The organism is Blautia segnis, from assembly GCF_014287535.1.
GTDB classification, from domain to species: Bacteria; Bacillota; Clostridia; order Lachnospirales; family Lachnospiraceae; genus Blautia_A; species Blautia_A acetigignens.
This window is the reverse complement of sequence record NZ_JACOOT010000009.1, coordinates 21,508-44,949: the sequence shown is the minus strand read 5'-3', so window position 1 is coordinate 44,949 and position 23,442 is coordinate 21,508. Positions and strand designations below refer to the sequence as shown.

The window sequence follows — 23,442 nt, the reverse complement described above, 5'->3', positions numbered from 1 at the left end:
TCTGCTTTATGAAAAAGAAAATTCTTACATTAGCGGCAGTGGTAACACTGCCGTTTATTCTTCTGGTAATGTATCTGCTTGCTTCCATGGCAAGCTACAGCAACACATATTCGGAGATTGTAAGCAACATGACAGTTGCCAACAATTATAACCTGAATTTCAAAGAGGAAATGGATGAAAGCCTTTATAAACTGGTAGTTGGCTATGTGACGCTGGATAACATTGAGTCGGACAAAAGCCTGAAGAATCCATATGTCCTGATCGAGGAACTGCGCAGTGAGTTTACCAGACTTACGGCAATCACTACAGAATCAGAAAGTAAGCTGTGGCTGGAGAGTCTTTTGCGAAACATCAATGCTCTGGAAAAAAGAGTGGATGATATTGTGGACAGCATCGATGCCGGAGGCCGGTACAGTGAGAATATCGAGATGCTGGATAACAATATCTATATTCTTACAGAGCTGATCCAGGATGACATCCAGTATTACATTTACTATCAGACCCGGTACATGGAAAAGGTTACAGACACCCTGCAAAAACAGATTGGACGCTTTATGGTGGTGTGCAGCATTCTGATCGCGGTGCTGATTGCAGTAGTGGCTGTCAGTGCGGTGATGATCGTTTCCGGAATCCTTCAGCCCATCCGGCAGTTGAATTCCGTGACGGAGAAAATTGCCCAGGGAGATTTCAATGCCAGGGCACAGGTGAATTCTGACGATGAAGTTGCGGAACTTGCGGTGAGCTTTAATAAGATGGCGGGAAATATGCAGTCCCTGATCGACAAGGTGAAGGAAGATGAGCGCAAAATGCGAAAGGCAGACCTGCGCCTCCTCCAAGAGCAGATCCAGCCGCATTTCCTTTACAACACACTCGACACCATTGTGTGGCTGATCGAATCCAATGAGCCAGACGAAGCAGTGACAATGGTTGTTACCTTGTCGGACTTTTTCCGTGAGATTCTCAGCAAAGGCAAGGAGTTTATTTCCATTAAGGAAGAGGAGAAGCACATCAGCAGCTATCTGCAGATCCAGGAAATGCGTTACCGGGATATTCTGGAATATGACATTCAGCTGGATCAGGTAATTTATAAATATCAGATCCTGAAGCTGACACTTCAGCCGGTAGTGGAGAATGCGCTTTATCATGGAATCAAATATAAGCGTGCCAAGGGATGCATTCACATTCACGGGGAAAAAGAGGGGGATATTATCCGCCTGACTGTCCGGGATGACGGCGTGGGTATGGATGAGGAAGAACTTGCGCAGCTTCGCCAGCAGATCGAGAAGCCTTGTCAGGAGACGGAGAAGGGCTTTGGGCTGGCAAATGTAAATGAGCGTATCCATATGTATTTCGGTTATGAGTACGGCATGAAGATTGAGTCTGAAAAGGGCAAAGGAACTACGGTGGAGATTGTGATTCCTGCTATTCTGGAAGCCCCGGCAGAGAATGCCGCAAATGTACAGCCACAGCAGGAGGGGGCACGCTTATGAGACAGTTTATAAAGAAAAACATCTGGGCTGTGGCGCCGGTTGTATTTGTGCTGGTAGCGCTGGTTCTTCTTGGAAGCCCTTTTGGAAGCGGCAATGTGCAGGAAACTCCTGCAGAGGATGACAACTTAATCGTAGTGGGCGTTTCCCAGGTAGGAAGTGAATCCGTGTGGAGAACCGCACACACCCAGTCTGTTCAGGATGCTTTTACCAGAGCCAATGGCTATCTGCTGATTTTTGACAATGCCAGACAGAAACAGGCCAACCAGATCAAGGCAATCCGAAGCTTTATCTCCCAGCAGGTGGACTACATTGTGCTTTCGCCCATTGAGGAAACCGGTTGGGACACTGTGCTTCAGGAGGCGAAGGATGCAGGGATTCCGGTGATCCTTATGGACCGTACTGTGGAGGTAGCGGATGATTCCCTCTATACCACATGGGTAGGCTCTGACTTTATCCGGGAAGGACAGGATGCGGGATACTGGCTGGAGGATTACCTGAAAGAACAGGGAAGAGATGAGGATGAAATAAACATTGTGGTTTTGCAGGGAACCAAAGGGGCAACTGCTACCATTGGAAGAACCAGAGGGTTCAATGAGACTGCAAAGATCCAGCATAACTGGAATATTCTGGAACAGGTAGACGGAGAATTTACCACAGCCAAAGGCAAAGAAGAGATGGCAAGGCTTCTGGAGAAATATGAGGATATTGATGTGGTGGTGTCCCAGAATGATGACATGACGTTCGGAGCCCTGGAGGCTATTCATGCTGCTGGCAAAACAACTGGCGTAAACGGCGATATCACAGTGATTTCCTTTGACGCGGTAGATGCTGGAGTGGAACTGGTAAGAAACGGTGAAATCAACATTGACGTCCAGTGTAATCCGGACCAGGGAAAATATGTGGAACAGGTTATAAAGGATATGGAAGCAGGTAAAGAAGTAGAAAAAGCGTATTATGTTCCGGAACGGGTATATACGCAGGAGAATGCAGGGGAGGATGAAGATGCTGCTGAAGGTATTTCTGGTTGAAGATGAGACTGTGATCCGGGAAGGTCTGCGTGACAGGATTCCCTGGGATCAGTTTGGATATCGCTTTGTGGGGGAAGCTGCTGACGGAGAGATGGCGCTGCCTCTAATCCGAAAAACAAGGCCGGATGTGCTGATTACAGACATTAAGATGCCTTTTATGGATGGGATTTCTTTAAGCAAAATTGTAAGCAAGGAATTTCCGCGGATGAAGATCATCATTGTCAGCGGATACGATGATTTCGAATACGCAAGACAGGCGATAGAGGTAGGAGTGGATCAGTATCTGCTGAAGCCGGTAACCAGGATGAAACTGAAAACCGTTCTTCTTGAATTGAAGGATAAGATCGAACAAGACCAGGAACAGGAGGATTACCGCACCCAGTTTCAGAATGAGATCCAGGAGTACGAGCAGTTTTCCAGACGCCGTTTTATGGAGAAAATTTTGGAAGGGGAACTTTCCGTTAAGGAGATTTACGACGAGGCAGACCGCCAGTCCATTGAGATTACCGCAGCAGGGTACAATCTTCTATTCTTATATCTTCAGGAGAAAAATAAGGACAAGATGGAAGGCTTCCTGAAAAAACAGGACGAAGTGCTTCACTATTTTCTGCGCTATCCGCAGTATCTGCTTTTCCGCTGGAATGTAAACAGCTATGGCGTTCTGGTGAAAGGAGAAATGTCCCAACTGGAAGAGCTGACCGGGAACTGTGTGGAATATATGGAAAGAACCTGCGGAGACCAGGATCAGCTGGAGTGGTATGTGGCTGTGGGAAAACCAGTCGAAAGGCTGAGTCTGCTTTCCCAGTGCTATCAGAGTGTGAACCACTATTTTGCATACCGCTTTATGGTGCCAGGGCTGCATGTTCTTACGGAAAAGACTTTGGAGAATTATGTAAACTCACAGGGAGAGAACCGGCTGGATGGAGTAGATTCTTCTCAGCTGAATCCGGAAGTCATAAAGGATTTCCTTACCAAGGGAACCAGCTGCGAAATCCAGGATTTTGTCCAGGGGTATTTAAGCGGTATGAGCAAGGCTCTGGAATCCAGAATGTTCCGGGATTACGTAGTGCTTCACATTCGTTTTACGACTATCATGTATCTGGAATCTCTTGGCGTTGCCAAGGAAGAATAAGTGGGCCGGATTGATGAGAAATATGAGGAAACATGCCTGAAAGCTTCCCAGGTGGCGGAGTATTGTACGGATATGCTTCAGGCAGCAGTGGACATCCGAGATGAGAGAAGTGAATCCCAGGGGACCAGTGCCATGAGAAAGGTCCTGGATTACATTGATGAGAACTGCTGCAGAGAGAGCATTTCCCTGAACGAGGTTGCGTCAGCTGTAAATATGAGTGCCAATTATTTCAGTGCTATTTTCAGTCAGAAGATGCAGAAGACGTTTGTGGAATATCTGACTGGAAAAAGAATGGAGCGGGCGAAGAAGCTCCTGCGCGAAACGGATAAGTCATCCGGGGAGATTGCGCAGGAGGTGGGCTATAAGGATCCTCATTATTTCAGCTATGTGTTTAAGAAAAATATGGGCTGCAGTCCAAGGGAATACAGAAGCAAGGGCAGCGCATAATCGTTTTTATTTGGGCGGCAGCAGCTGCAATGGGACTTCCTGTGAAGAGACAGGGAGTCCTTTTAATTTGTCTGCAATCATCCGGGCAGCCATCTGGGCGGGCTCATGGGTTGGACTGGTCAAAGTGGCGGCGCGCAAAAGCCCGGAAGCGGTGAGATAACTGGTATTGAAGGCCGACAATGCCAGTTGGGAGATGCTGCCAGAGGGCTGTGTTTCCATAAATGGAGCAGAGGAAGAGAGGGAAAGCTTTTCCCACAACAGCCAGGCAATAAAGTCATCTTCGCAGACGATTGCAGTACAGTCAGCAGTGAGTTTTTCCAGGAATTTCTGCAGAAAACGGATATCCCGATTCTGCCTGAAATCATCCAGATCTTCTGTGGTAAACCATCCAAGGTTTCGGTCCGGAACCAAGAGCCCCTGATTTTCCATGGCGTTCAGAAAGCCCTGGCAGTGCTGATGTCCCCGCAGGTCATCCATCTGGAAAATGCCTGCAATGCAGGTATGGCCTTTGGCAGCCAGATCCTGTACCAGCAGGCTGGCTCCGTAATCCGGATTGCCGGAAAGAACCGGAACCTGTGAAAGGCCAGGGTAGGCACAGCCCAGGAAAAAGACGGCAGTTCCCTTTTGAAGAAGCATCTGATAAAGCTCGGTGTTGAGAGTGGGCAGCGCGCTTTTTACAGGTTCTGCAAGAATGGCACGAAGAGGATTTTTCAGGAGAAACTGGAGAATCTGCCGTTCCTGATCCTGATGACCGTAGGTGGGGAAAACTTTGCAGGTATAGCCGTAGGCTGCCAGGGCTGTGCGAAGGTTATTTACAAAAGCGGGGTATTGGTACTGCTGTTCATCTGGGATTAGGACACCGATCACGTTGCGGGATTCCTGGTCGGAAAGTCCGGTAATATAGGAGCCGCTGCCCTTTATCCGGCGGATTTCCTGAGATTCCTCCAGGACTGCCAGTGCAGCCCGCACGGTCTGGCGGCTGACCCGATAGCGGGCGCATAATTCCTGTTCTGCGGGCAGCCTGTTCCTTCCATTTTGAATATATTCCTGAATCAAGTCCCGCAGCTGTTCGGTGAGCCATTTATATTTGATTGCCATAGGTTCCTCCTGAATAGATGTGCCGTTTTTCCGGCAGCGTTCTTATAAATGAAAAAATTATTTACTGTGTTAAAAAAATCTCATAATTTTTCCTACCGTAAAAAATTATAAATAGAAAATTTCCTGGTTTTTTACCAAAGAAAATCTTACTTTCTTTTCGGGAAGTTAAACTTTTTTATACGTTGTTGGACAGTTTGCCGCAGTGAAAAACGGGGAAAAAAGAGGAATATTTCTGGGATATCTTAAGAAAACAAACGTTTTTCCTATATAATCCGTAAAAAATTCCACCTTTTGCAGGTTAGGAATCATTATAATACAAATCTGTATTTATTTCACTACTAAAATAACAAAATCTGTATTGGATGAACTGACGAAACTGCCAAAAACACGGAAAGTAATATTGAATTTTATGTTGATTTCAGCTAAATTATAGACATCAAGAAAAACGTAAAACCTTTAAAAAGAAAGAGAGGAACAAACACTATGAAAAAGAAATTAGCAGTTATGGCACTCGCAGCAGCAACACTCAGCATGATGGCTATGCCAGTATATGCAGATGATCTGGTAACAGTTGGATATGCACAGGTTGGACATGAGTCAGACTGGCGTACAGCAAACACCCAGAACTATCAGGATGTTTTCTCAGAAGATGCTGGATACAGCCTTGACCTTGTAGACTGCGACAATGACAATGCTGCACAGCTTGAAGCTGTTCGTACTTTCATCAGTAAAGATATGGATTATATCGTAATTGCTCCGATCCAGTCCGCTGGCTGGGACACCGTTCTTCAGGAAGCACAGGATGCCGGAATCCCGGTAATCATTGCAGACCGTGAAATCGAAGCAAGCGATGACTTATATGACGCATGGGTTGGAACAAACACCACAAACGAAGGTATCACAGCAGGAAACTGGCTGGCTGAGTATCTTGGCGATGCAGACGCTAACATCCTTGTAATCGAAGGTTCCGTAGGAGCTTCCGCAACACTTGGACGTACAGATGGATTCAATCAGGTAGCTGGCGAGCATGACAACTGGACAATCCTTGATTCCCAGTCCGGTGACTTCACACAGGCTGGCGGCCAGGAAGTTATGGAGTCCTTCATCAAATCCTACGAGGGACAGTTCAACGTAGTTATCTGCCAGAATGATAACGAAGCATACGGCGCAATGGATGCAATGGATGCAGCAGGTATCACCTATGGTGTAGACGGAGATGTAACTCTTATTTCCTTCGATGCAACACATGACGGACTTCAGTACACATTAGATGGAAAGATCAACTGTGACGTTGAGTGTAACCCAATCCAGGCTGAGACCGTTAAGGGCGTTATCGAGAAAATGCAGGCTGGCGAAGACTATGAGAAGACAACACTTGTTGAGGATCAGGCATTCGTAGCACCTGGAATCGAGAGCGAATATGCAACAACTATGACTCAGGAAGTTCTGGACGGACGTGCTTACTAATTAGAAAAGTGTGAACTTACAGGGGGAGGAAAGTCCCAGGGTGGATTTTTCCTCCCCCTTATCATTGAACAGGACTGTGGCGCAGTCCTGCTGGCAAATGAGGAGAATGAAAAAATGTTGCTCGTAACGGGAAGGGAGGAATCGCGTTGGAGGCAGGAGTAGTATTGAAAATGCAGGGAATCTGCATGACATTCCCAGGTGTAAAAGCACTGGAAGGCGTGGACCTTACATTGAAAAAAGGTGAAATCCGTGCGCTGATGGGAGAGAATGGCGCGGGTAAATCCACACTGATCAAATGCCTGACTGGCGTAAATAAATTTGAAGCCGGAGAAATCTATCTGGAAGGATTTGATCATCCCATCGTAAATAAAGATACCATGGATGCCCAGAAAAAGGGTATCTCCACTGTATATCAGGAAGTAAACCTCTGTCCGAATCTTTCAGTGGCAGAGAACCTGTACATAGGCCGTGAGCCTTTAACAAAGCTTGGCACGGTCAACCGAAAGGCCATGAACCGTCAGGCAGCAGCACTGATGAAGCAGCTGGAGCTTGACATTGATGTAACACGTAATCTTGAAGAATATTCACTGGCATTGCAGCAGATGATCGCAATTGCCCGTGCTGTAGATATGGATTGTAAAGTGCTGATCCTGGATGAGCCCACTTCTTCACTGGATGACCGTGAAGTAGAAAAGCTTTTTACCATGATGCGCAGACTGAAGGAAAAGGGTGTTGGAATCATATTCGTTACCCATTTCCTGGAGCAGGTATATGCGGTATGTGACGGAATCACAGTTCTTCGAAATGGTAAGCTGGTAGGAGAATATGACATTGCAGACCTGCCGAGAGTAAAGCTGGTAGCAGCTATGATGGGAAAAGATTTCGATGATCTGGCATCCATCAAACCGGAGACTACTGGAGATAAGAGAAAAGAGCCGATGGTTATTGAAGCCCGCGGATTAAGCCACGCTGGTACCATCAAACCGTTTGATCTTGATATTCACAAAGGAGAGGTTATCGGACTGACCGGACTTCTTGGAAGCGGACGAAGCGAGCTGGCCCGTGCCATTTACGGAGCTGACCGTGCACAGACCGGAACCCTGAAGGTAAAAGGCCAGGAAGTAAAAGTAAAGAATCCAATTGATGCTATGCATCTTGGAATGGGACTTCTCCCTGATGACCGTAAAGCAGAAGGCATTATTGCAGACCTTTCTGTAAGAGAAAATATCATTCTTGCCGTACAGGCAAAACAGGGCATTTTGAAAAAGATTCCTATGGCAAAGCAGTGTGAGATCGCAGACAAGTATATTGATCTTCTCCAGATCAAATGTGCAAGCCGTGAGACTCTGATCAAGCAGCTTTCCGGTGGAAACCAGCAGAAGGTTATCCTGGCAAGATGGCTTGCCACAAATCCAGATTTCCTGATTCTGGATGAGCCTACACGAGGTATTGATATCGGTACCAAAACAGAGATCCAGAAGCTGGTTCTGAAGCTGGCAGATGAAGGTAAGAGCCTGATCTTCATTTCTTCTGAGATTGAGGAAATGCTTCGTACCTGCAACCGTATGGCGGTTCTTCGAGACGGCCAGAAGGTTGGAGAGATTGATGAGCAGGATATGAACCAGATGAACGTAATGAAAGCAATTGCAGGAGGTGACAAGTGATGAGCAGCATAAAAAAATTAACGCAGAAACGCCTGTTCCTTCCGATTTTCAGTATGATCCTGGTTATGCTGATCAACGTAGTATATGATATTGCAACAGGCAGTGCACCCCTTGGATTCTTTATGATTTCCATTAAAAACGGTGTGCTTTACGGACGTCTCATTGACATCCTGAACCGTGGAAGTGAAATTGCAATTCTGGCAATCGGTATGACTTTGGTTGTATCAGCTTCCGGCGGTACTGATATTTCCGTTGGTTCTGTTATGAGTCTTTACGCAGGTGTCTGCTGTATGATCCTTGCAGGATATGGAAATGTAAATGTTCAGCAGTATGCACATCCGCTGCTGGTTGGTATCGGGGCAGGTCTTCTGGTAACTTTGATCTGCGGTATGTTCAACGGCTTCCTGGTTGCGTATATGAATATCCAGCCTATGGTTGCCACACTGATCCTATGGTCGGCAGGCCGTGCGGTAGGACTTCTTCTTTGCAACAGCCAGATCGTTTATGTACGTGTACCATCTTTCCAGAAGCTCGGCGGTTACTGCGGAATTATCCCCACACCGATTATTGTTGCTGCAGTTTGTGTGGCAATTGCATCTATTGTACTTCGGTACACTGCACTTGGAACTTATATCCAGAGTGTTGGTATTAACAAAAAAGCTTCCCGTATCGCAGGCTTTAATTCCTCAAAGATCATCCTGATGTGCTATGCGATCTGCGGTCTTTGTGCAGGCATTGCAGGTATGGTTGCAACCTCCAGAATTTATTCCGCTGATACCAATAACATCGGTCTGAACATGGAGCTGGATGCTATCCTTTCCGTAGCACTTGGTGGAAACAGCCTTGGCGGCGGTAAATTTTCCCTGGCAGGTTCCATTATCGGAGCTTACACCATTCAGGCGATTACCACAACCCTGTATGCACTTGGTGTTTCCTCTGCACAGGCGCCGGTATTTAAGGCAATCGTTGTTATTATCATCGTAGTTATTCAGGCTGAGCCAGCCAAAGCATTCTTTAAAAAGCTGACAAAGAAATCCGGAAAGGAGGCAGCTCGGGCATGAAAAAGAAAAAGATAAACAGCAATAACCTGTTGCTGCTGATTACCATTGTTTTATTCTTTGTAATGTATGCTGCAGGATGTATCGTATATGCGGACAAAGGTTTTACCCGCTTCCAGACATTCCTGAATATCCTGATCAATAACGCTGGTCTGATCTGTATTACAGCAGGTATGACATGCGTTATGCTTACCGGCGGAATTGATATTTCCGTAGGTTCTGTAGTTGCTATGGACTGTATGATCCTTGCGGTTGGTATTGAGCAGTGGGGCTGGTCCAGTCCGGTGCTGATGCTTTTCATCCTTGCAATTGGTATCGTGTTCGGTGTTGTCCAGGGCTTCTGTATTTCCTATCTGGAAATTCAGCCGTTTATTGTAACTATGGCTGGTATGTTCTTTGCGCGAGGCATGACAGCTGTGATCTGTAAAGAGCAGGTAAGTATTGTTTCCGACAAGATTTTTACCACACTTTCCAGTTACAAGATTTCCCTTCCTTTTGGGGGATATCTGAACAAGAAAGGAATTATGCAGTATCCTTATCTTCGTGTAACGGTTGTGGTAGCGCTGATCGTAGTACTTGCTATTTATCTGATGCTGAAATATACACGTTTCGGACGCAGCATTTACGCAGTGGGCGGAAACCAGCAGTCAGCAACTTTGATGGGACTTGATGTTAAGAAAACTCAGATGAAAGCTTACATACTTTCCAGCTTCCTTACCTCTATCGGCGGTATCTGCTATTGCCTGAACACAATGGCTGGTACAACCACACAGGCAACCGGACTGGAAATGGATGCCATTTCCTCCGCAGTTATCGGCGGTACCCTTCTTACCGGTGGTGTGGGAAATGTGCTTGGATCTCTGTTCGGAGTATTGATCAACGGTACTATTTCTACATTAGTTAAGACCAATGGTAAGCTGATCAGCTCCTGGTCAAACATTGTAACAGCGATTCTGCTTTGCTTCTTTATTGTGCTTCAGAGTGTGTTTGCACTGGTGAAGGAGAGAAAGAGTAAATAAGGATTAGAAGTGCGGCATGAGGCTGCATGGAAAATAAAAGAACTGCTGGACATCCCGGAATTTAATTTCCATGGATGTCCAGCAGTTCTTTTATTGGGAAAAAAATTATTCTTCCTGTCCCAGCTTCACAAAGATCGGTTCGTGCTCCATTGCCGGGATAATTTTTTCCATCATATCTTTCATGTCAATTTTCAGGCTGGAGGTGTTGATGCAGGGATGGCAGCCGATATAAGGCTCTTTCAGGAGATCCTCGTCAATAAGCAGCTGAACGTGATGCTCCTTGTCATTCATCAGACCGAGGACGCTTACAGAGCCAGGGGTGATGTCCAGGTATTTTTCCATATAAGTCTCATTTCCAAAGGAAAGTCTGGCTACGCCAAGCTGAGAGGAAATTTCCTTGGTTTTGAATTTTTTGTCTCCGGGAAGAAGGAGAAGGTAGAAGTTGGTCTCCTGGCGATTGCAGAGGAACAGGTTCTTGCAGATGACAGCGTCCAGGATTTTGTCTACATCTTTGCAGGCTTCGATGGTCATGAGAGCTTCGTGGTCGACTCTCTGATACGGTATATTCAGGGAATCCAGAAAATCATATACGCGTATTTCTTTTTCAAGCCTTCCGGTGGTATCGGAAGGACGTCCGGTTTCAAGGGTTAATTCCATAGTGATTGTGCTCCTTTTATGATAGCTGCGGCGCATAGGTGCGCTGAACAGCTGAATTTTTTGGCTGGGTTTGGGGTTATTGTAGCATGGTGCAGTTTTACTGTAAAGAAGGAGATTGGTTTGCATGATTCTTAAACTTTTCTAAATTCTTTGAAGAGTTTACCGGGAAGCAGATTATTTATGGTAAGATAGGGATATGCAACTGAAAGGAATGATTACAGAATAATCAGGAGGAGCATATCTGAATGAACAATATTACAAAGAATGCACTGGAAGAATCTTTGAAGAAATTTCTGCTGCAGAAGCCGCTGGATAAGATTACCATCAGTGACCTGACAACAGATTGCGGCATTAGCCGGATGGCGTTTTATTATCACTTTAAGGATATTTATGATCTGGTAGAGTGGGCATGCATCGAGGACGCCTCCCGGGCTTTGCAGGGGAAAAAGACCTATGACACCTGGCAGGAGGGGCTTCTTCAGATTTTTGAGGCAGTGCTGGAAAATAAGCCGTTTATTTTAAATGTATACAGGTCCGTCAGCAGAGAGAGGGTGGAGAATTATCTGTATGCCCTTACCTATGAATTGATCGAGGGCGTAGTAGAAGAACAGAGTGAGAATCTTATGGTCACAGAAGAGCAGAAGAAATTTATTGCAAACTTCTATAAATACAGCTTCGTAGGTGTCATGCTGGACTGGATCAAACGTGGAATGAAAGAATCCCCGGAAGAAATGGCAGGTTTGATTACTGTGACGATGCACGGAAATGTGGGGAATTCTTTGCGGAATATGGAGAAAAATAAATAACATACTTTACAAAATCAGGCGGATGATAAGTTTTTTGTCATCCGCCTTGTTTTGTAAATTGAGGAAAATTTATTTTCGACGTAGAATACACTCAGAAACAGGAAATACTAAGAAATAGAAAATTATAAATAGTCTGAATGAAAGGTGGTAATTTTTATGTCAAAGAAGAAACATTCCGTATTAGGTATGGCAGCACTTGCCGCAGCTGGTGCAGGAGCAGCAGTTCTGGCAAATAAGAGCCGTGAGGAGAAACAGATCACAGAAGCACACGTAGACCCGAATTACCGCAATACAGAGCGCGGCAAAAACGAGAAAAACAGCAAGGGCATTTATTATACAAACGGTAATTACGAAGCATTTGCCCGCCCGGAGAAACCGGAAGGCGTAGATGACAAGCATGCATATCTGGTAGGAAGCGGACTTGCTTCCCTGGCAGCAGCTTGTTTCCTGGTAAGAGACGCACAGATGCCGGGAGACCACATTCATATTCTGGAGGCAATGGACATTGCAGGCGGTGCATGTGACGGTATCTTCGATCCAATGAGAGGCTACGTAATGAGAGGCGGACGTGAGATGGAGAACCATTTCGAGTGCCTCTGGGATCTGTTCCACAGCATTCCGTCTCTGGAGAAACCAGGCGCATCTGTACTGGATGAGTATTACTGGCTGAACAAGCATGATCCGAACTACTCTCTTTGCCGTGCAACTGTAAATCAGGGAAAAGATGCTCATACAGACGGCAAATTCAACCTGAGCCAGAAGGGCTGCATGGAGATCATGAAGCTGTTCTTTACAAAGGATGAGGATCTTTATGACAAGACCATCGAAGATGTATTCGATGATGAGGTACTGAATTCTACATTCTGGTTATACTGGAGAACCATGTTCGCATTCGAGAACTGGCACAGCGCACTTGAGATGAAGCTTTATATCCAGAGATTCATTCACCACATTGGCGGACTTCCGGATTTCAGTGCTCTGAAATTCACTAAATACAATCAGTATGAATCTCTGATTCTTCCAATGCAGAAATATCTGGAGGCAGCAGGTGTTGATTTCCAGTTCAACACAGAGGTTACCAATGTACTTTTCGATATCCACGATGGAAAGAAAGTGGCAACAGCCATTGAGTGCAAAGTAAAAGGTGTTGAGAAGGGAATCCTTCTTACTGAAAATGACTATGTATTTGTTACCAACGGAAGCTGTACAGAGGGAACTATCTACGGTGACCAGAACCATGCTCCAAACGGAGATGCTGAGGTTCGTACAAGCGGTTGCTGGAGCCTTTGGAAAAATATTGCAAAACAGGATCCGTCCTTTGGACATCCGGAGAAATTCTGCTCTGATATTGCAAAGACAAACTGGGAGTCTGCAACTGTTACTACACTGGATGACAAGATCATTCCTTATATTACAGATATTTGTAAGAGAGATCCAAAGAGCGGAAATGTTGTTACCGGCGGAATTGTAAGCTGCCAGGATTCCAGCTGGCTGTTAAGCTGGACTATCAACCGTCAGGGTCAGTTCAAGGATCAGGATAAAGATAAAGTCTGCGTTTGGGTATATGGTCTTTTCACAGATGTACCTGGCGACTATGTAAAGAAACCGATGAAGGAGTGTACTGGTAAAGAGATTACAGAAGAGTGGCTGTATCACATGGGTGTGCCGACTGATCAGATTGAGGATCTGGCTGAGAACAGCGCGGTTTGCGTACCGACTATGATGCCATATATCACAGCATTCTTCATGCCGAGAGCAAAAGGCGACAGACCGGACGTTATCCCGGATGGCTGTGTGAACTTCGCATTCCTTGGTCAGTTCGCAGAGACTCCAAGAGACACTATTTTCACAACTGAGTATTCTGTACGTACTGCTATGGAGGCTGTATACGGACTTATGGGTGTTGACCGTGGTGTTCCGGAAGTTTGGGGCAGTGTTTACGATGTACGTGAACTTCTTGATGCCAGTGTTAAACTGATGGATGGCAGATCACCACTTGAAATTGAGCTTCCTGGACCGCTGAATCTGGTAAAGAAACCTCTGCTGAAAGCAATTAAGGGAACCTTAGTCGAGAAGGTACTGAGAGACCATGATGTGATTAAGGATTATATGCTGGAGAAATAAGCGGTGGTGAAAATTTTATAGTAACATATGGAAGGATGTCAAGTGAAGCCCCTGGCTGCGGGAAATAATCTGCCGTGATAAAGTAAGTCAAGCGGATATTCCAGGTCCGCTTCGCTACTTGCTCATAGCAGAACAATTGCTTCGTAGTTTATCAGGAGGAGCACAAACAATAATTGAAATCAATCAAAAAAACAATCGTAAAAAAATACGATTGTTTTTTTGCGCGTTTTTGCATATAATAATAGAAATATAATTGAAAAGGAGCTGAATCGTATGAAGGAAACACGAACAATAGAGTTTAAAGAAAATGTTACAAACACTTTTTTGAAAACTGTTAGCGCCTTTTCAAATTACGATGGCGGTATGATATTTTTTGGCGTTGACGAGTATGGGGCAAAAAGGCATTATAATGGTTGAGGGCAGAGGCAGAGGTACGAAATATATTATAAGATAAGCATGTCTTTACACCGGGGAGAGCCTTGCCGCAGAAGCATTATAGCTTTTGCAGCAAGGCTTTTTTAGACATTTATTTTAATTTCCCTGAACCGTGTAAATCTGTGTATCTGCATTCTTAAATACCAGATAAACATCATGTGTTCCGGAAACTTCGGAAGTCAGCTCAGCTTCCACATTTGTATAACCAAGCTCATGCACTTCATAATCTTCAACTGCATCCACCGTATAAGTATTCACGTCAGTCGCACCAAAGTTAAATTCTGCAACCTTTTCGCCATCTGGAGAATCCAGGTGAACTTCGATTCCGGTTTCGCCTTCGCCATCGTAAGCAACAGAAGCAGTCAGTTTGGTAATGCCGTCTAGAATTACGCCATTCAAGGCTGTCCATGCGCCTTCGTTTCTTGCCATAACAGTTGAATATCCGCCAACCAGCACATCATTTTTCAGGTTTTCAGCGGTGTGAGCTTTGGAATACTCGTTATAGGTCAGATTAGAAGCAGCAAAGCTCTTGTCATATACGCAAACTGGTTCACTGATATCAAGACCATCAAAATCAGATCCTGTGATTTCAGCCTGTGCAGTTGCTTTTACATCCTGGCTGGAAGCACCTGCTTCGAAAGTATAAGTTCCAGCTTCAATTTCATATTCATCGGTGTTGCTGTTCCACAGTGCCATATCTTCACCAGAAACCTTTAAGGTCACTTCCTTTGTCTCTCCGGTATCAAGCTCAATTTTTTCAAAAGCAACCAGACGTTTCTTAGGAGCATAATTTTCATAGGTAGAATCCGGATTGGAAGCGTAAAGCTCAACGATCTCTGCCCCAGCCTTGTCACCCGTATTTGTTACGGAAACGGTAGCTGTAAAATTGCCGTCAGTGTCTTGTTCTCCGATGCTCAGTTCGCCGTATTCATAAGTAGTATAGCTCAGTCCATAACCAAAATCATAAGTAACAGGTGCGTTTGTATACTGGTAAGTAAGTCCGGTCGCTGCTGCGTCTGCCTGGGTAATATCAACTGTATATCTTGGGGCAATGCCGTTCAGATCAGTAGTGTTGTTGGTTCCGTCTGGAATGCTGTAATCATCCAGAAGTGGGAATGCAGACATATCTGCGTACCAGGTGGAGGTCAGTTTTCCAGTAGGAGTTACATCACCATAAAGAACCTGTCCAGTTGCATATCCGTCATATTGTCCGGCATATGGAGCGTATACAATTGCTGCAACATTTTCATTATTTTGAATTTCTTCTGCAATTACAGGGAAAACGCTGTTGATCACAACAATTGTTTTGCCAGGATAAGCAGCAGAAATATTGTCAATCAGTTCGTACTGGTCTTTTCCAAGGTAAAGATCACTTCGATCGCTTCCCTCGCCAGCACTATGACGGGTAGGAGCACCTACGACAACTACTGCATAGTCAGCACCTGCATTTACCGTTACACTTCCTGTTTCCTGAACGGTTTCTACGGTAAACTGGTTTTGTGTTTCGGCTGCAAGGGTGGTCTGGCCGTCTTTGTCCACGATTTGGTCAGTATATCCTACAGTGCCATCTTCTGCAGTTGTGAGAAGACGGGTGTTTTTATAATAAGTGCTCTCTGCGCCGAAGAAGGATTCACTGTAGCAGTTGAGAAGAATATTTGAAGAACCGTCATCATTTGTGGCAATGCTGATTCTAGATGGAAGAGTTGCAGTGTAAGAAGTTGCAGAAAGTCCGGTGTCAGCAACGTTCAGTTCTTCTGTTCCCACTACTCCAAATTCAATATTTCCGTCTCTGTCTTCAGAGAATTTCAGCCATAGTCCGTTATTAGAATTGTTATCTACACATTTATAGCTGTAGCCGTTGCCCTGTCCCCAGGAATATGCCTCGAATTTGGATGCCTCATCGGCAGTGTCCGCAGAAGCGGTAAGTATTCCGTTTTTGTCAGCCACCACATATTTTCCATTCTGGGAAGCTTTCAGCACAATAATATTGCCGTCGGAAGTCATTGTAATAGTATCTTCTCCTGCAACGGCCATCATACCGCGGCCGATTGAAAGACCTGCATTTTCCAGATCTGGGGTCCGTCCAACCGCATAAGTGGTTTTGAAACGTGCATCCGATATCGGTCCGGCAACTGCAACATTTGCGTCCTTGGCAAGTGGAAGAATATTGTTGTCATTTTTCAGAAGGACAATACTTTCCTGAGCAGCCTGAAGTGCAACTGCCTGGTGCTCATTATTTGTGTAGTCATATGCGGTGTCACTTGCGCCCATAGATTCTGAAATGAATGGATAGTTGACAGGATAACCGTTTTCGTCGCGTTCGTTAAATATGCCATTTCGAATCAGCGGAATCACCTGTGCCCGGGCTGTTTTTTTAATATCGCCAAGAGAAAGACCGGAGGTGCCGTTTTCCAGCTCTGCCATAACTGCGTCCTGATTTTCTGTGTTTGGCTCTTTCAGAGTGGACTGGTCGTTGGCTGCGCCCTGTCCGGTGCGCGCCATAAGCATAAGGGAAAGGGCATCAGAGTAAGTTGGAACATAGGAATTGTCATATCCATTTCCCATGCTGTTTTCAGAGTAAAGCTGCCAGTCAGAGGAGTAGTCAGTTACTACATAATTTCCACCGTCCTCACCCCAAGGGGCAAAACTCTGAATCCACTGTACCAGTGGAGAAAGGCTGTTAGGAATACCGGCAGTACGTCCGTAGCTTGTCATAAAACCGCTGACGGAACCGTCAGAAATACCTTTTTTGATATTTTTTGCCTGCTGTTCCATAACACTTCTCAGACTGTTTGCAATGTTGGCAGAACGTCTGAACTGTTGTCCGGCATAGTCGGTGTAATGCTTTGTGGTTACAATACATTTTGTCCAGAAGCCATCCTCATTTTCTTCCTCTTCAATTCCGGAAGCACCTGTCGCCATTGCATCAACCATTTCCGAAACGAGGGTTCCGTCTTCACCAAAACCTTCATCGTAGCGTCCGCTTAACGGATTTACACGAAGATCCTGCATTGCAGTACAGGTGACCGCATTAAAGTTACTGATGGTATCCAGAAAATCACAGGTGTTCAGGTTTTCAGTTCCAATTACTTTACCTACTTTTTTAACAAGTTCCTTGTTCCAGGTCTGACCGAGTGCAATGATTGCCGGGAAATCTGTAGAAACACCTTGCACATGATCGCCGAATAGTTCTGAACCTGGAATGATATTTCCGGCATGTTCGCCAAAGCGCAGCTGGTAATCGCCACGGTAGCCAAGGGCGTAGCGAACCATTCCTTCAGTTCCGATGTAATCCATCAGCACATCCAGATATGCATCCAGGTGGGCCGGGATACCATCAAACAGTGGAAGTCCTTTGTAGATGGAGTCCTCACCAGCTGTTTTAAATTCAATCTTTTCAGCAGATTCCTGTGCAGAATTGTCTGATGCATAGATTGCAAGAGGTGCATTGATAGTTGACATAACCATGGTTGTAGCTACTACAGAAGAAGCAAATTTGCGGCATTTTTTTAACTTTTTTTTCATTTTTATATCCTTTCGTGCTGAGAGTTGGTGAAATGGTCTGCCTGTTTTTCAAACATGCTCTAAGTATCTGCTTCAGTTTTTTTGTCTGAAATAGTTAACATAAAAATTACCTCTAAACTTTAATAAAAAAAGTTTCAGGAATTATCCACAGGCAGCATAAGCACTATCGTGCTCCCTGCGCTGCTGCTTTCCAGTACCTTCACGGTTCCCCGGTGCTCTTTAGCGATAGAGTCAACCAGTGCCAGCCCCAGTCCGGCACCGCCCATGGCTCGGCTGCGAGATTTGTCTACACGGAAAAAAGGATCAAAGATTTTTTTCTGATTTTCAGGTGAAATGCCGATGCCGGTGTCCGTTACCAGAACCATAGCCTGTCCGTTTTCCTGTTTGACAGAAACTGAGACAGAACCATGGGGGCGATTATATTTAATGGCATTTTCCACCAGATTGTAGACAGCACGATAAAGAAGTACATAGCTGCCGGTAACATCGGTATGCAAATCCTGATTGGAACTGTCATTAAAATGGATAGAAATTCCTGCTTTTTCTGCAATTGGATCCAGGTCGCAGAAAACCTCATCTACAAGCTCTTCCAGTGAAACCTGATCGGTTCGTGGAACAGATTTCAGGTTCGTCATGTCAAGAAGGGTTCCGACTAGCTGGGAAAGCCTTGCGGTCTGTTCTTTGATCATAGTGAAAAGCTGTCTGTACTCAATCATTTCCGGTTTCTGTTTTTTCTCAAAAACTTCCAGGTTGGTCTGCAATACTGCAAGAGGTGTCCGCAGCTCATGAGCTGCATTTGCAGAAAACTGCTTTTGTGTACTAAAGGCATTGTCCAGCCTGGTCAGCATTTCATTGAAAGAGCTGGTCAGCTGTGCAATTTCATCCTTTGAATTTGGAACTGGAAGCTGGGTGGAAAGGTTCTGAGCCTGAATCTGACTGACTTCGCTGGTTAGCTTCTGCAGTGGTGTAAGGGCCTTTTTCGTAAGAAAATAAGTACACACACTGGAAAGAAGAATAATGATCGTGGTGGCAATAACACTTCGAAGAAGAAAAGACTCTTTGGTTTCCTGGATTTCCTGCTCAAACTGAGGAAAAAGAGCTTTGGGATCTACATTAAAGGTAATAGGTGAATCTCCATCCTGTGGGTCTACCTTGATCATGTAGTTCTGCAATCCATCCATTCCCGATACGGCAGAATGGCTGATGAAGAAGTACATAAGAACACAGGAAACAATCATCAGTAAGGACAGCAATAAAGTAAGCTTCAGCTGAAGCGAGGTGTGGAAATGTTTTTTCGTCATCTGTATTCCTCCAATATATAGCCCTGGCCGATTTTATTCTGAATAGGGTCAAATCCAATTGCTGCCTTTAGTTTTTTTCTCAGAGATGAAATGTGCACACGGATGGAATTGCTGAAGGTATTTACGCTTCCGTCCCAAATATGTTCAATCATTTCTTCTGGTGAAATGACTCGGTTCTGATGGAGCAGGAAATATTCCAGAAGGCTGCTTTCTTTCCTGGTAAGGGAAAGCGGCACTCCATTTACAGAAGCTTCTCTTGTTCTGGTATCAAAGGTGAGCTGATTCCATTTCAGGCATACATCCTCCTGAACAAATTTCCGTCGGGTAAGGCTTCGGATTCTGGCTTCCAGCTCCTGAAAGTGAAATGGCTTGGTAAGATAGTCATTTGCTCCCAGATCCAGACCGTTTACTTTATCTTCAATCTGATCCCGGGCGGACAGGATTAGAACCGGGGTATTGGTATTGTGTTCCCGGAACTGGCGGAGAATTTCCAGACCGTCCGTGCCGGGAAGATTCAGATCCAGCAGGATCAGGTCATAATTTTCTGTCATACACAGGCAAAGCCCTTCGTCTCCATCGAAACAGATATCTGTTTCATAACCGTCTATGCGAAGTCCCTCTGCAACAGAACGGCAGAGCTGCTCTTCGTCTTCTATAATTAAAATGTGCATATTGTCTCCTTCCATAATGTAATTTTGTGTAAATAAGATACGAGTGCTAAAAGACATTCTGATACTCATTTTATATTATCATATTTTGAAAAAAATAAAAATCTTAACACAGATTTTATAGGAAAGATGTTAAAATACGTTCAGATAAATAAAAAACGCTGAAAGGAAAATTAAAAATGATGAATAAAAAAAGACTTATGGCAATTCTGGCAGCAGGAGTTCTGACAGCAACATCTTTCAATCCGGTTATGATCAAGGCTGAAAGCGTATCAGCAGAAGAAGCTGGTATGGCAGTACCAGCAGATGCAGCCGGAGCTGCCGTTTCCGCAGACGAAGCTGGAGCAGCTGTATCTGCAGATGAAGCAGGCGTAGTGGTAGCTGGTGATGGCTCTGAGACAGCTGTTTTCTCCGAAGATGGCACACCTGTGAAAAAAACAGTAAAAGCAGCAGATATTAATATGAATGTTCAGGATTCCTATGATTTCCCATTCCTTGGATTAAAGGCAGTCCTTCCGGAAGAATTGAAGAAACAGATGGAAACTTCTGATATGCTTATGGTCACAGAGGAAGAATGGAATGATGACATGACTGGCTTTAAGTATGCCTTTTTCCACTGGAATAAGCTTACTGAGGAGCAGAAGAACGAAGATGTAAATCTCCTTGGAACCGGTTATGATGACTGGCTTAAGAGCATCGAAAGAGTTGGTACACTTGGAGTTTACAGCAAGGATGTGATCGATGATCTGGATTCCATCACTGGCTGCAACGAGCACAAAGAGCTGGGAACCAGCGAGGATGGAAATTACAAGTATTATCTGAGCATTAATAAAAATGCAGAGTCTGATTTGACAGACGAGATTGAAAAAATTGAAACTACAATCACAGAAATGACAGCATTTGATCCAAGCAAATCCGTATTTGATATGCCGGCAGAAAATGCAAATCCAGATGCAGAAAATGTAGGTGCATTTGAGACAACTGATATTGACGGAAATGCCTATACAGAAAAAGTATTCAGCGACTATGATCTGACTCTTGTAAACTGCTTTACAACCTGGTGTTCTCCATGCGTAAATGAAATGCCAGACCTTGACAAGCTTTATCAGGAAATGAAAGAGAAGGGCGTGGGTGTAGTAGGAATGGTTATCGATTCTGTAGGTGAGGACGGAACTACAGATGAAGATACTGTGAAAAAGGCTCAGATTCTCAAGGAAAAAACAGGAGTTACCTATCCGCTTCTGATTCCGGATGCAGGAAATATGAACGGACGTATCAGCGGTCTCAGCAGTTTCCCGGAATCCTTCTTTGTAGATAAAGATGGAAATATTGTAGGAGAACCGATTATGGGCAGCAAAAGTCTGGAAGACTGGAAGGCAGCTGTAGAGAAGCAGCTTGAGGAAATTAAGGCAGGCAAATAATCAAAAATGGAGTAACCTATGAAAAAATTAGTAGATTCAAAGTGGTCAGGCATTGCTCTTGCAGCGGCAGGCATTCTGATGATGATTTATGGGATCAGCCGCGGAGAGATGGCGGTTGTCTTTACAAAGGCTGTAAATATTTGTATGGAGTGTATCGGAATTGGATAAAAAAATGAATATAAAAAACTGGCCCAGACATACCATACAGGCACTTTGGGCACTGCTTACAAATTCACATATATCCGGATTTGTAACTGGAAAAATATACACAGGAAAGCTGAAAAATGCCTGTGTTCCGGGACTGAACTGCTACTCATGTCCCGGAGCAGCAGGAGCCTGTCCAATTGGTTCCTTACAGGCTGTGGTTGGAAGCTGGAACTTTAAATTTGCCTATTATGTAATCGGATTTCTGATTTTCGTAGGCGCGATCCTGGGAAGACTGGTGTGTGGTTTTCTCTGTCCATTTGGTCTGATCCAGGACCTGCTGAATAAGATTCCTTTTCCAAAGAAAATCCGTACTTTTAAATGGGACAAAGTACTTCGAAAACTGAAATATGTGATTTTCCTGGTATTCGTAATTTTGCTCCCACTATTCCTTACAGATATAATGGGACAGGGAGCTCCTTATTTCTGTAAACTGATCTGTCCGGCCGGAACGTTGGAGGGCGGACTTCCGCTGGTGCTTTTGAATAAAGCGATGCGCGGTGCCATTGGCTGGCTGTACATATGGAAAAATACGATTTTGATCGTAACGATTATTTTGTCCATTATTATTTACAGACCTTTCTGTAAATATATTTGTCCCCTTGGAGCTTTTTATTCCATATTTAATAAGGTATCCATTTACAGATACAGTGTAGATATGGATAAATGTATCCGCTGTGGAAAATGTGCAAAAGCCTGTCAGATGGAAGTCAACCCTGTGGAAAACCCTAACAGCCCGGAGTGTATCCGCTGCGGAAGATGTAAACAGGCCTGTCCGGTACATGCCATTGCGAGTGGGTGCAAGAGATAACAGGAATGCTTCTACCATTTTTATAGGGATTAACTTTAGGTATGTTTTATAAGAAAAAAAGCTTACTGCAATTTAGACATGGAAAAATGTATGTTTAAGTTGTAGTAAGCTTTTATTGTTTATGGTGTCAGGAAATACTCTCGATTACATTACGAAGATACTCGTAGCAGATCTTAAGATTTTTCTCACCTTCTTTATCCAGCGGAATCTGCAGTGTGCGTTCCACGCCATTTCGTGAAATAACGCATGGAAGGCTCATTGCGATTCCCTCTAAACCATATTCACCTTCCAGAACAACAGAAGCCGGTACAACTGCACGTTCATTTCGCATAATAGCTCCTACAAGACGGCAGACGCTGAGGGCGATGCCAGAGCTTGTGTAGCCCTTCAGTTCTACAATGTCCAGACCGCTGACCTTCACCTCGTGAAGCAGCTTCTCACAGTCAACAGGCTCTTTCAGGCCAAACTGCTTCTGAAAATCATGAAAAGGAATTCCTACTATATTAACTGCATTCCATGGAATAAAGCTTGTGCCGCCGTGTTCGCCAAGAACGAACCCGGTGACATTTTTTGCATCTACACCACACAAGTCGGCAAGCATTTTATTAAAGCGGGCAGTGTCCAGGAGAGTACCGGTACCAATCAGAAGATTTCGAGGATAGTTGAATTCCGTCTGTGCAATATAGGTAAGAATGTCCATAGGATTTGAAACATTAATAATAATAGCAGACCGGGTGTAAGCAGTGATCTGTGTCATGATTTCTTTCATCACCTGCACATTGGTCTGCAGCAGCACCATACGGTCACGGGAGTTGCCAGGCTGAATGCTGGGACCTGCAGTGTTGATAATAATTTGGGCGTCCTTACAGTCTTCGTAGGTACCCACGCGGATGTTTGCATTGGCACTGTATGCAAAGGCAGTGGTGTGGCTGGCATCCAGTACGACCCCCAATGCTTTTTTTTCATTTCTGTTTATGACAACAATCTCATCTGCAAGATTCATTCGCAGAAGAGAATCCAGAATTGCAGATCCCACATGACCTGCACCAATCAGAACAATTTTTCCATAACTTATATTTTCCATAAT

At 44.7% G+C, this 23,442-nt stretch carries 20 protein-coding genes; 14 read left to right on the top strand and 6 right to left on the bottom strand.

The window, feature by feature from the left end; translation table 11 throughout:
* The first annotated feature begins 8 nt into the window (after positions 1-8).
* The 4 genes from H8S54_RS03610 to H8S54_RS18070 are packed head-to-tail and all read left to right on the top strand — an operon-like array spanning position 9 to position 4,097.
* Complete coding sequence (locus H8S54_RS03610) at positions 9-1,490, top strand: sensor histidine kinase (protein ID WP_173767083.1); 1,482 nt, start codon at positions 9-11, stop codon at positions 1,488-1,490.
* Positions 1,487-2,518, top strand: a complete 1,032-nt coding sequence (locus H8S54_RS03605) for an ABC transporter substrate-binding protein (protein ID WP_021925252.1) — start codon at positions 1,487-1,489, stop codon at positions 2,516-2,518. Before H8S54_RS03610 ends, H8S54_RS03605 begins: the two co-directional genes overlap by 4 nt.
* A complete protein-coding gene (locus H8S54_RS03600; RefSeq protein ID WP_243176621.1) occupies positions 2,493-3,650 on the top strand; it encodes a response regulator in 1,158 nt (385 codons plus the stop codon). The genes H8S54_RS03605 and H8S54_RS03600 overlap by 26 nt, the downstream gene beginning before the upstream one ends.
* Complete coding sequence (locus H8S54_RS18070; protein WP_330600073.1) at positions 3,651-4,097, top strand: helix-turn-helix domain-containing protein; 447 nt, start codon at positions 3,651-3,653, stop codon at positions 4,095-4,097.
* Between the two features lie 6 nt (positions 4,098-4,103).
* Here the strand turns inward: H8S54_RS18070 and H8S54_RS03595 are convergent, their stop codons facing one another.
* Positions 4,104-5,195, bottom strand: a complete 1,092-nt coding sequence (locus H8S54_RS03595; RefSeq protein WP_021925250.1) for a GntR family transcriptional regulator — start codon at positions 5,193-5,195, stop codon at positions 4,104-4,106.
* Between the two features lie 483 nt (positions 5,196-5,678).
* Between H8S54_RS03595 and H8S54_RS03590 the strand changes: the two genes are divergently transcribed.
* The 4 genes from H8S54_RS03590 (at position 5,679) to H8S54_RS03575 (ending at position 10,403) form a co-directional block, all read left to right on the top strand.
* Positions 5,679-6,662, top strand: a complete 984-nt coding sequence (locus H8S54_RS03590; RefSeq protein ID WP_173767087.1) for an ABC transporter substrate-binding protein — start codon at positions 5,679-5,681, stop codon at positions 6,660-6,662.
* Positions 6,663-6,808: 146 nt separating this feature from the next.
* On the top strand, positions 6,809-8,326 hold the full coding sequence (locus tag H8S54_RS03585; protein ID WP_021925084.1) for a sugar ABC transporter ATP-binding protein: 1,518 nt from the start codon (positions 6,809-6,811) through the stop codon (positions 8,324-8,326).
* Positions 8,326-9,387: an ABC transporter permease gene (locus tag H8S54_RS03580; protein ID WP_186900945.1), complete on the top strand. Its 1,062-nt coding sequence runs from the start codon at positions 8,326-8,328 to the stop codon at positions 9,385-9,387. The genes H8S54_RS03585 and H8S54_RS03580 overlap by 1 nt, the downstream gene beginning before the upstream one ends.
* Positions 9,384-10,403, top strand: coding sequence for an ABC transporter permease subunit (locus H8S54_RS03575; protein ID WP_186900944.1), 1,020 nt, complete (start codon positions 9,384-9,386; stop codon positions 10,401-10,403). The genes H8S54_RS03580 and H8S54_RS03575 overlap by 4 nt, the downstream gene beginning before the upstream one ends.
* Before the next feature lie 105 nt (positions 10,404-10,508).
* Here the strand turns inward: H8S54_RS03575 and H8S54_RS03570 are convergent, their stop codons facing one another.
* The gene (locus H8S54_RS03570) at positions 10,509-11,060 is read right to left on the bottom strand and encodes a prolyl-tRNA synthetase associated domain-containing protein (RefSeq protein WP_186900943.1); all 552 of its coding nucleotides are present in this window, start codon (positions 11,058-11,060) and stop codon (positions 10,509-10,511) included.
* Between the two features lie 245 nt (positions 11,061-11,305).
* Between H8S54_RS03570 and H8S54_RS03565 the strand changes: the two genes are divergently transcribed.
* From H8S54_RS03565 to H8S54_RS03555, 3 genes are all read left to right on the top strand, one after another.
* Positions 11,306-11,866 (top strand): TetR/AcrR family transcriptional regulator, encoded by a 561-nt coding sequence (locus tag H8S54_RS03565; RefSeq protein WP_021925080.1) that lies wholly within the window; start codon positions 11,306-11,308, stop codon positions 11,864-11,866.
* 156 nt (positions 11,867-12,022) lie between these two features.
* Positions 12,023-13,990, top strand: coding sequence for an oleate hydratase (locus H8S54_RS03560; RefSeq protein ID WP_186900942.1), 1,968 nt, complete (start codon positions 12,023-12,025; stop codon positions 13,988-13,990).
* A gap of 273 nt (positions 13,991-14,263) precedes the next feature.
* Positions 14,264-14,407, top strand: a complete 144-nt coding sequence (locus H8S54_RS03555) for an AlbA family DNA-binding domain-containing protein (RefSeq protein WP_243000115.1) — start codon at positions 14,264-14,266, stop codon at positions 14,405-14,407.
* 114 nt (positions 14,408-14,521) lie between these two features.
* Here the strand turns inward: H8S54_RS03555 and H8S54_RS03550 are convergent, their stop codons facing one another.
* The 3 genes from H8S54_RS03550 to H8S54_RS03540 all read right to left on the bottom strand — a co-directional run bounded on the left by H8S54_RS03550 (position 14,522) and on the right by H8S54_RS03540 (position 19,922).
* On the bottom strand, positions 14,522-17,950 hold the full coding sequence (locus tag H8S54_RS03550) for a glycoside hydrolase family 3 protein (protein ID WP_117849536.1): 3,429 nt from the start codon (positions 17,948-17,950) through the stop codon (positions 14,522-14,524).
* A 134-nt stretch (positions 17,951-18,084) separates the two neighbouring features.
* Positions 18,085-19,251, bottom strand: a complete 1,167-nt coding sequence (locus tag H8S54_RS03545; protein WP_243000114.1) for a HAMP domain-containing sensor histidine kinase — start codon at positions 19,249-19,251, stop codon at positions 18,085-18,087.
* Entirely contained in the window at positions 19,248-19,922 is a 675-nt protein-coding gene (locus tag H8S54_RS03540) for a response regulator transcription factor (RefSeq protein WP_173716471.1), read from the bottom strand. Before H8S54_RS03540 ends, H8S54_RS03545 begins: the two co-directional genes overlap by 4 nt.
* A gap of 176 nt (positions 19,923-20,098) precedes the next feature.
* On the opposite strand from H8S54_RS03540, the gene H8S54_RS03535 reads away from it, so the two are divergent.
* From H8S54_RS03535 to H8S54_RS03525, 3 genes are read left to right on the top strand one after another with little or no spacing between them, the layout of a single operon-like run.
* A complete protein-coding gene (locus tag H8S54_RS03535) occupies positions 20,099-21,340 on the top strand; it encodes a TlpA family protein disulfide reductase (RefSeq protein ID WP_186900941.1) in 1,242 nt (413 codons plus the stop codon).
* Positions 21,341-21,358: 18 nt separating this feature from the next.
* The gene (locus H8S54_RS03530; RefSeq protein ID WP_117849533.1) at positions 21,359-21,508 is read left to right on the top strand and encodes a CD1871A family CXXC motif-containing protein; all 150 of its coding nucleotides are present in this window, start codon (positions 21,359-21,361) and stop codon (positions 21,506-21,508) included.
* Positions 21,509-21,512: 4 nt separating this feature from the next.
* Positions 21,513-22,355 carry a 4Fe-4S binding protein gene (locus H8S54_RS03525; RefSeq protein WP_021925574.1) on the top strand — a complete coding sequence of 281 codons (843 nt, stop codon included), beginning with the start codon at positions 21,513-21,515 and terminating at the stop codon, positions 22,353-22,355.
* A 127-nt stretch (positions 22,356-22,482) separates the two neighbouring features.
* Here the strand turns inward: H8S54_RS03525 and H8S54_RS03520 are convergent, their stop codons facing one another.
* Positions 22,483-23,439, bottom strand: coding sequence for an L-lactate dehydrogenase (locus tag H8S54_RS03520; RefSeq protein ID WP_186900940.1), 957 nt, complete (start codon positions 23,437-23,439; stop codon positions 22,483-22,485).
* Positions 23,440-23,442: the final 3 nt, after the last annotated feature.

Coding starts and splice junctions, on each gene's coding strand:
- H8S54_RS03570 (WP_186900943.1), bottom strand. CDS start 11,060: ATGGAATTAACCCTTGAAACCGGACGTCCTTCCGATACCACCGGAAGG.
- H8S54_RS03560 (WP_186900942.1), top strand. CDS start 12,023: ATGTCAAAGAAGAAACATTCCGTATTAGGTATGGCAGCACTTGCCGCA.
- H8S54_RS03565 (WP_021925080.1), top strand. CDS start 11,306: ATGAACAATATTACAAAGAATGCACTGGAAGAATCTTTGAAGAAATTT.
- H8S54_RS03530 (WP_117849533.1), top strand. CDS start 21,359: ATGAAAAAATTAGTAGATTCAAAGTGGTCAGGCATTGCTCTTGCAGCG.
- H8S54_RS03535 (WP_186900941.1), top strand. CDS start 20,099: ATGATGAATAAAAAAAGACTTATGGCAATTCTGGCAGCAGGAGTTCTG.
- H8S54_RS03610 (WP_173767083.1), top strand. CDS start 9: ATGAAAAAGAAAATTCTTACATTAGCGGCAGTGGTAACACTGCCGTTT.
- H8S54_RS03520 (WP_186900940.1), bottom strand. CDS start 23,439: ATGGAAAATATAAGTTATGGAAAAATTGTTCTGATTGGTGCAGGTCAT.
- H8S54_RS03595 (WP_021925250.1), bottom strand. CDS start 5,195: ATGGCAATCAAATATAAATGGCTCACCGAACAGCTGCGGGACTTGATT.
- H8S54_RS03600 (WP_243176621.1), top strand. CDS start 2,493: ATGCTGCTGAAGGTATTTCTGGTTGAAGATGAGACTGTGATCCGGGAA.
- H8S54_RS03550 (WP_117849536.1), bottom strand. CDS start 17,950: ATGAAAAAAAAGTTAAAAAAATGCCGCAAATTTGCTTCTTCTGTAGTA.
- H8S54_RS03605 (WP_021925252.1), top strand. CDS start 1,487: ATGAGACAGTTTATAAAGAAAAACATCTGGGCTGTGGCGCCGGTTGTA.
- H8S54_RS03575 (WP_186900944.1), top strand. CDS start 9,384: ATGAAAAAGAAAAAGATAAACAGCAATAACCTGTTGCTGCTGATTACC.
- H8S54_RS03540 (WP_173716471.1), bottom strand. CDS start 19,922: ATGCACATTTTAATTATAGAAGACGAAGAGCAGCTCTGCCGTTCTGTT.
- H8S54_RS03545 (WP_243000114.1), bottom strand. CDS start 19,251: ATGACGAAAAAACATTTCCACACCTCGCTTCAGCTGAAGCTTACTTTA.
- H8S54_RS03525 (WP_021925574.1), top strand. CDS start 21,513: ATGAATATAAAAAACTGGCCCAGACATACCATACAGGCACTTTGGGCA.
- H8S54_RS03590 (WP_173767087.1), top strand. CDS start 5,679: ATGAAAAAGAAATTAGCAGTTATGGCACTCGCAGCAGCAACACTCAGC.
- H8S54_RS03555 (WP_243000115.1), top strand. CDS start 14,264: ATGAAGGAAACACGAACAATAGAGTTTAAAGAAAATGTTACAAACACT.
- H8S54_RS03580 (WP_186900945.1), top strand. CDS start 8,326: ATGAGCAGCATAAAAAAATTAACGCAGAAACGCCTGTTCCTTCCGATT.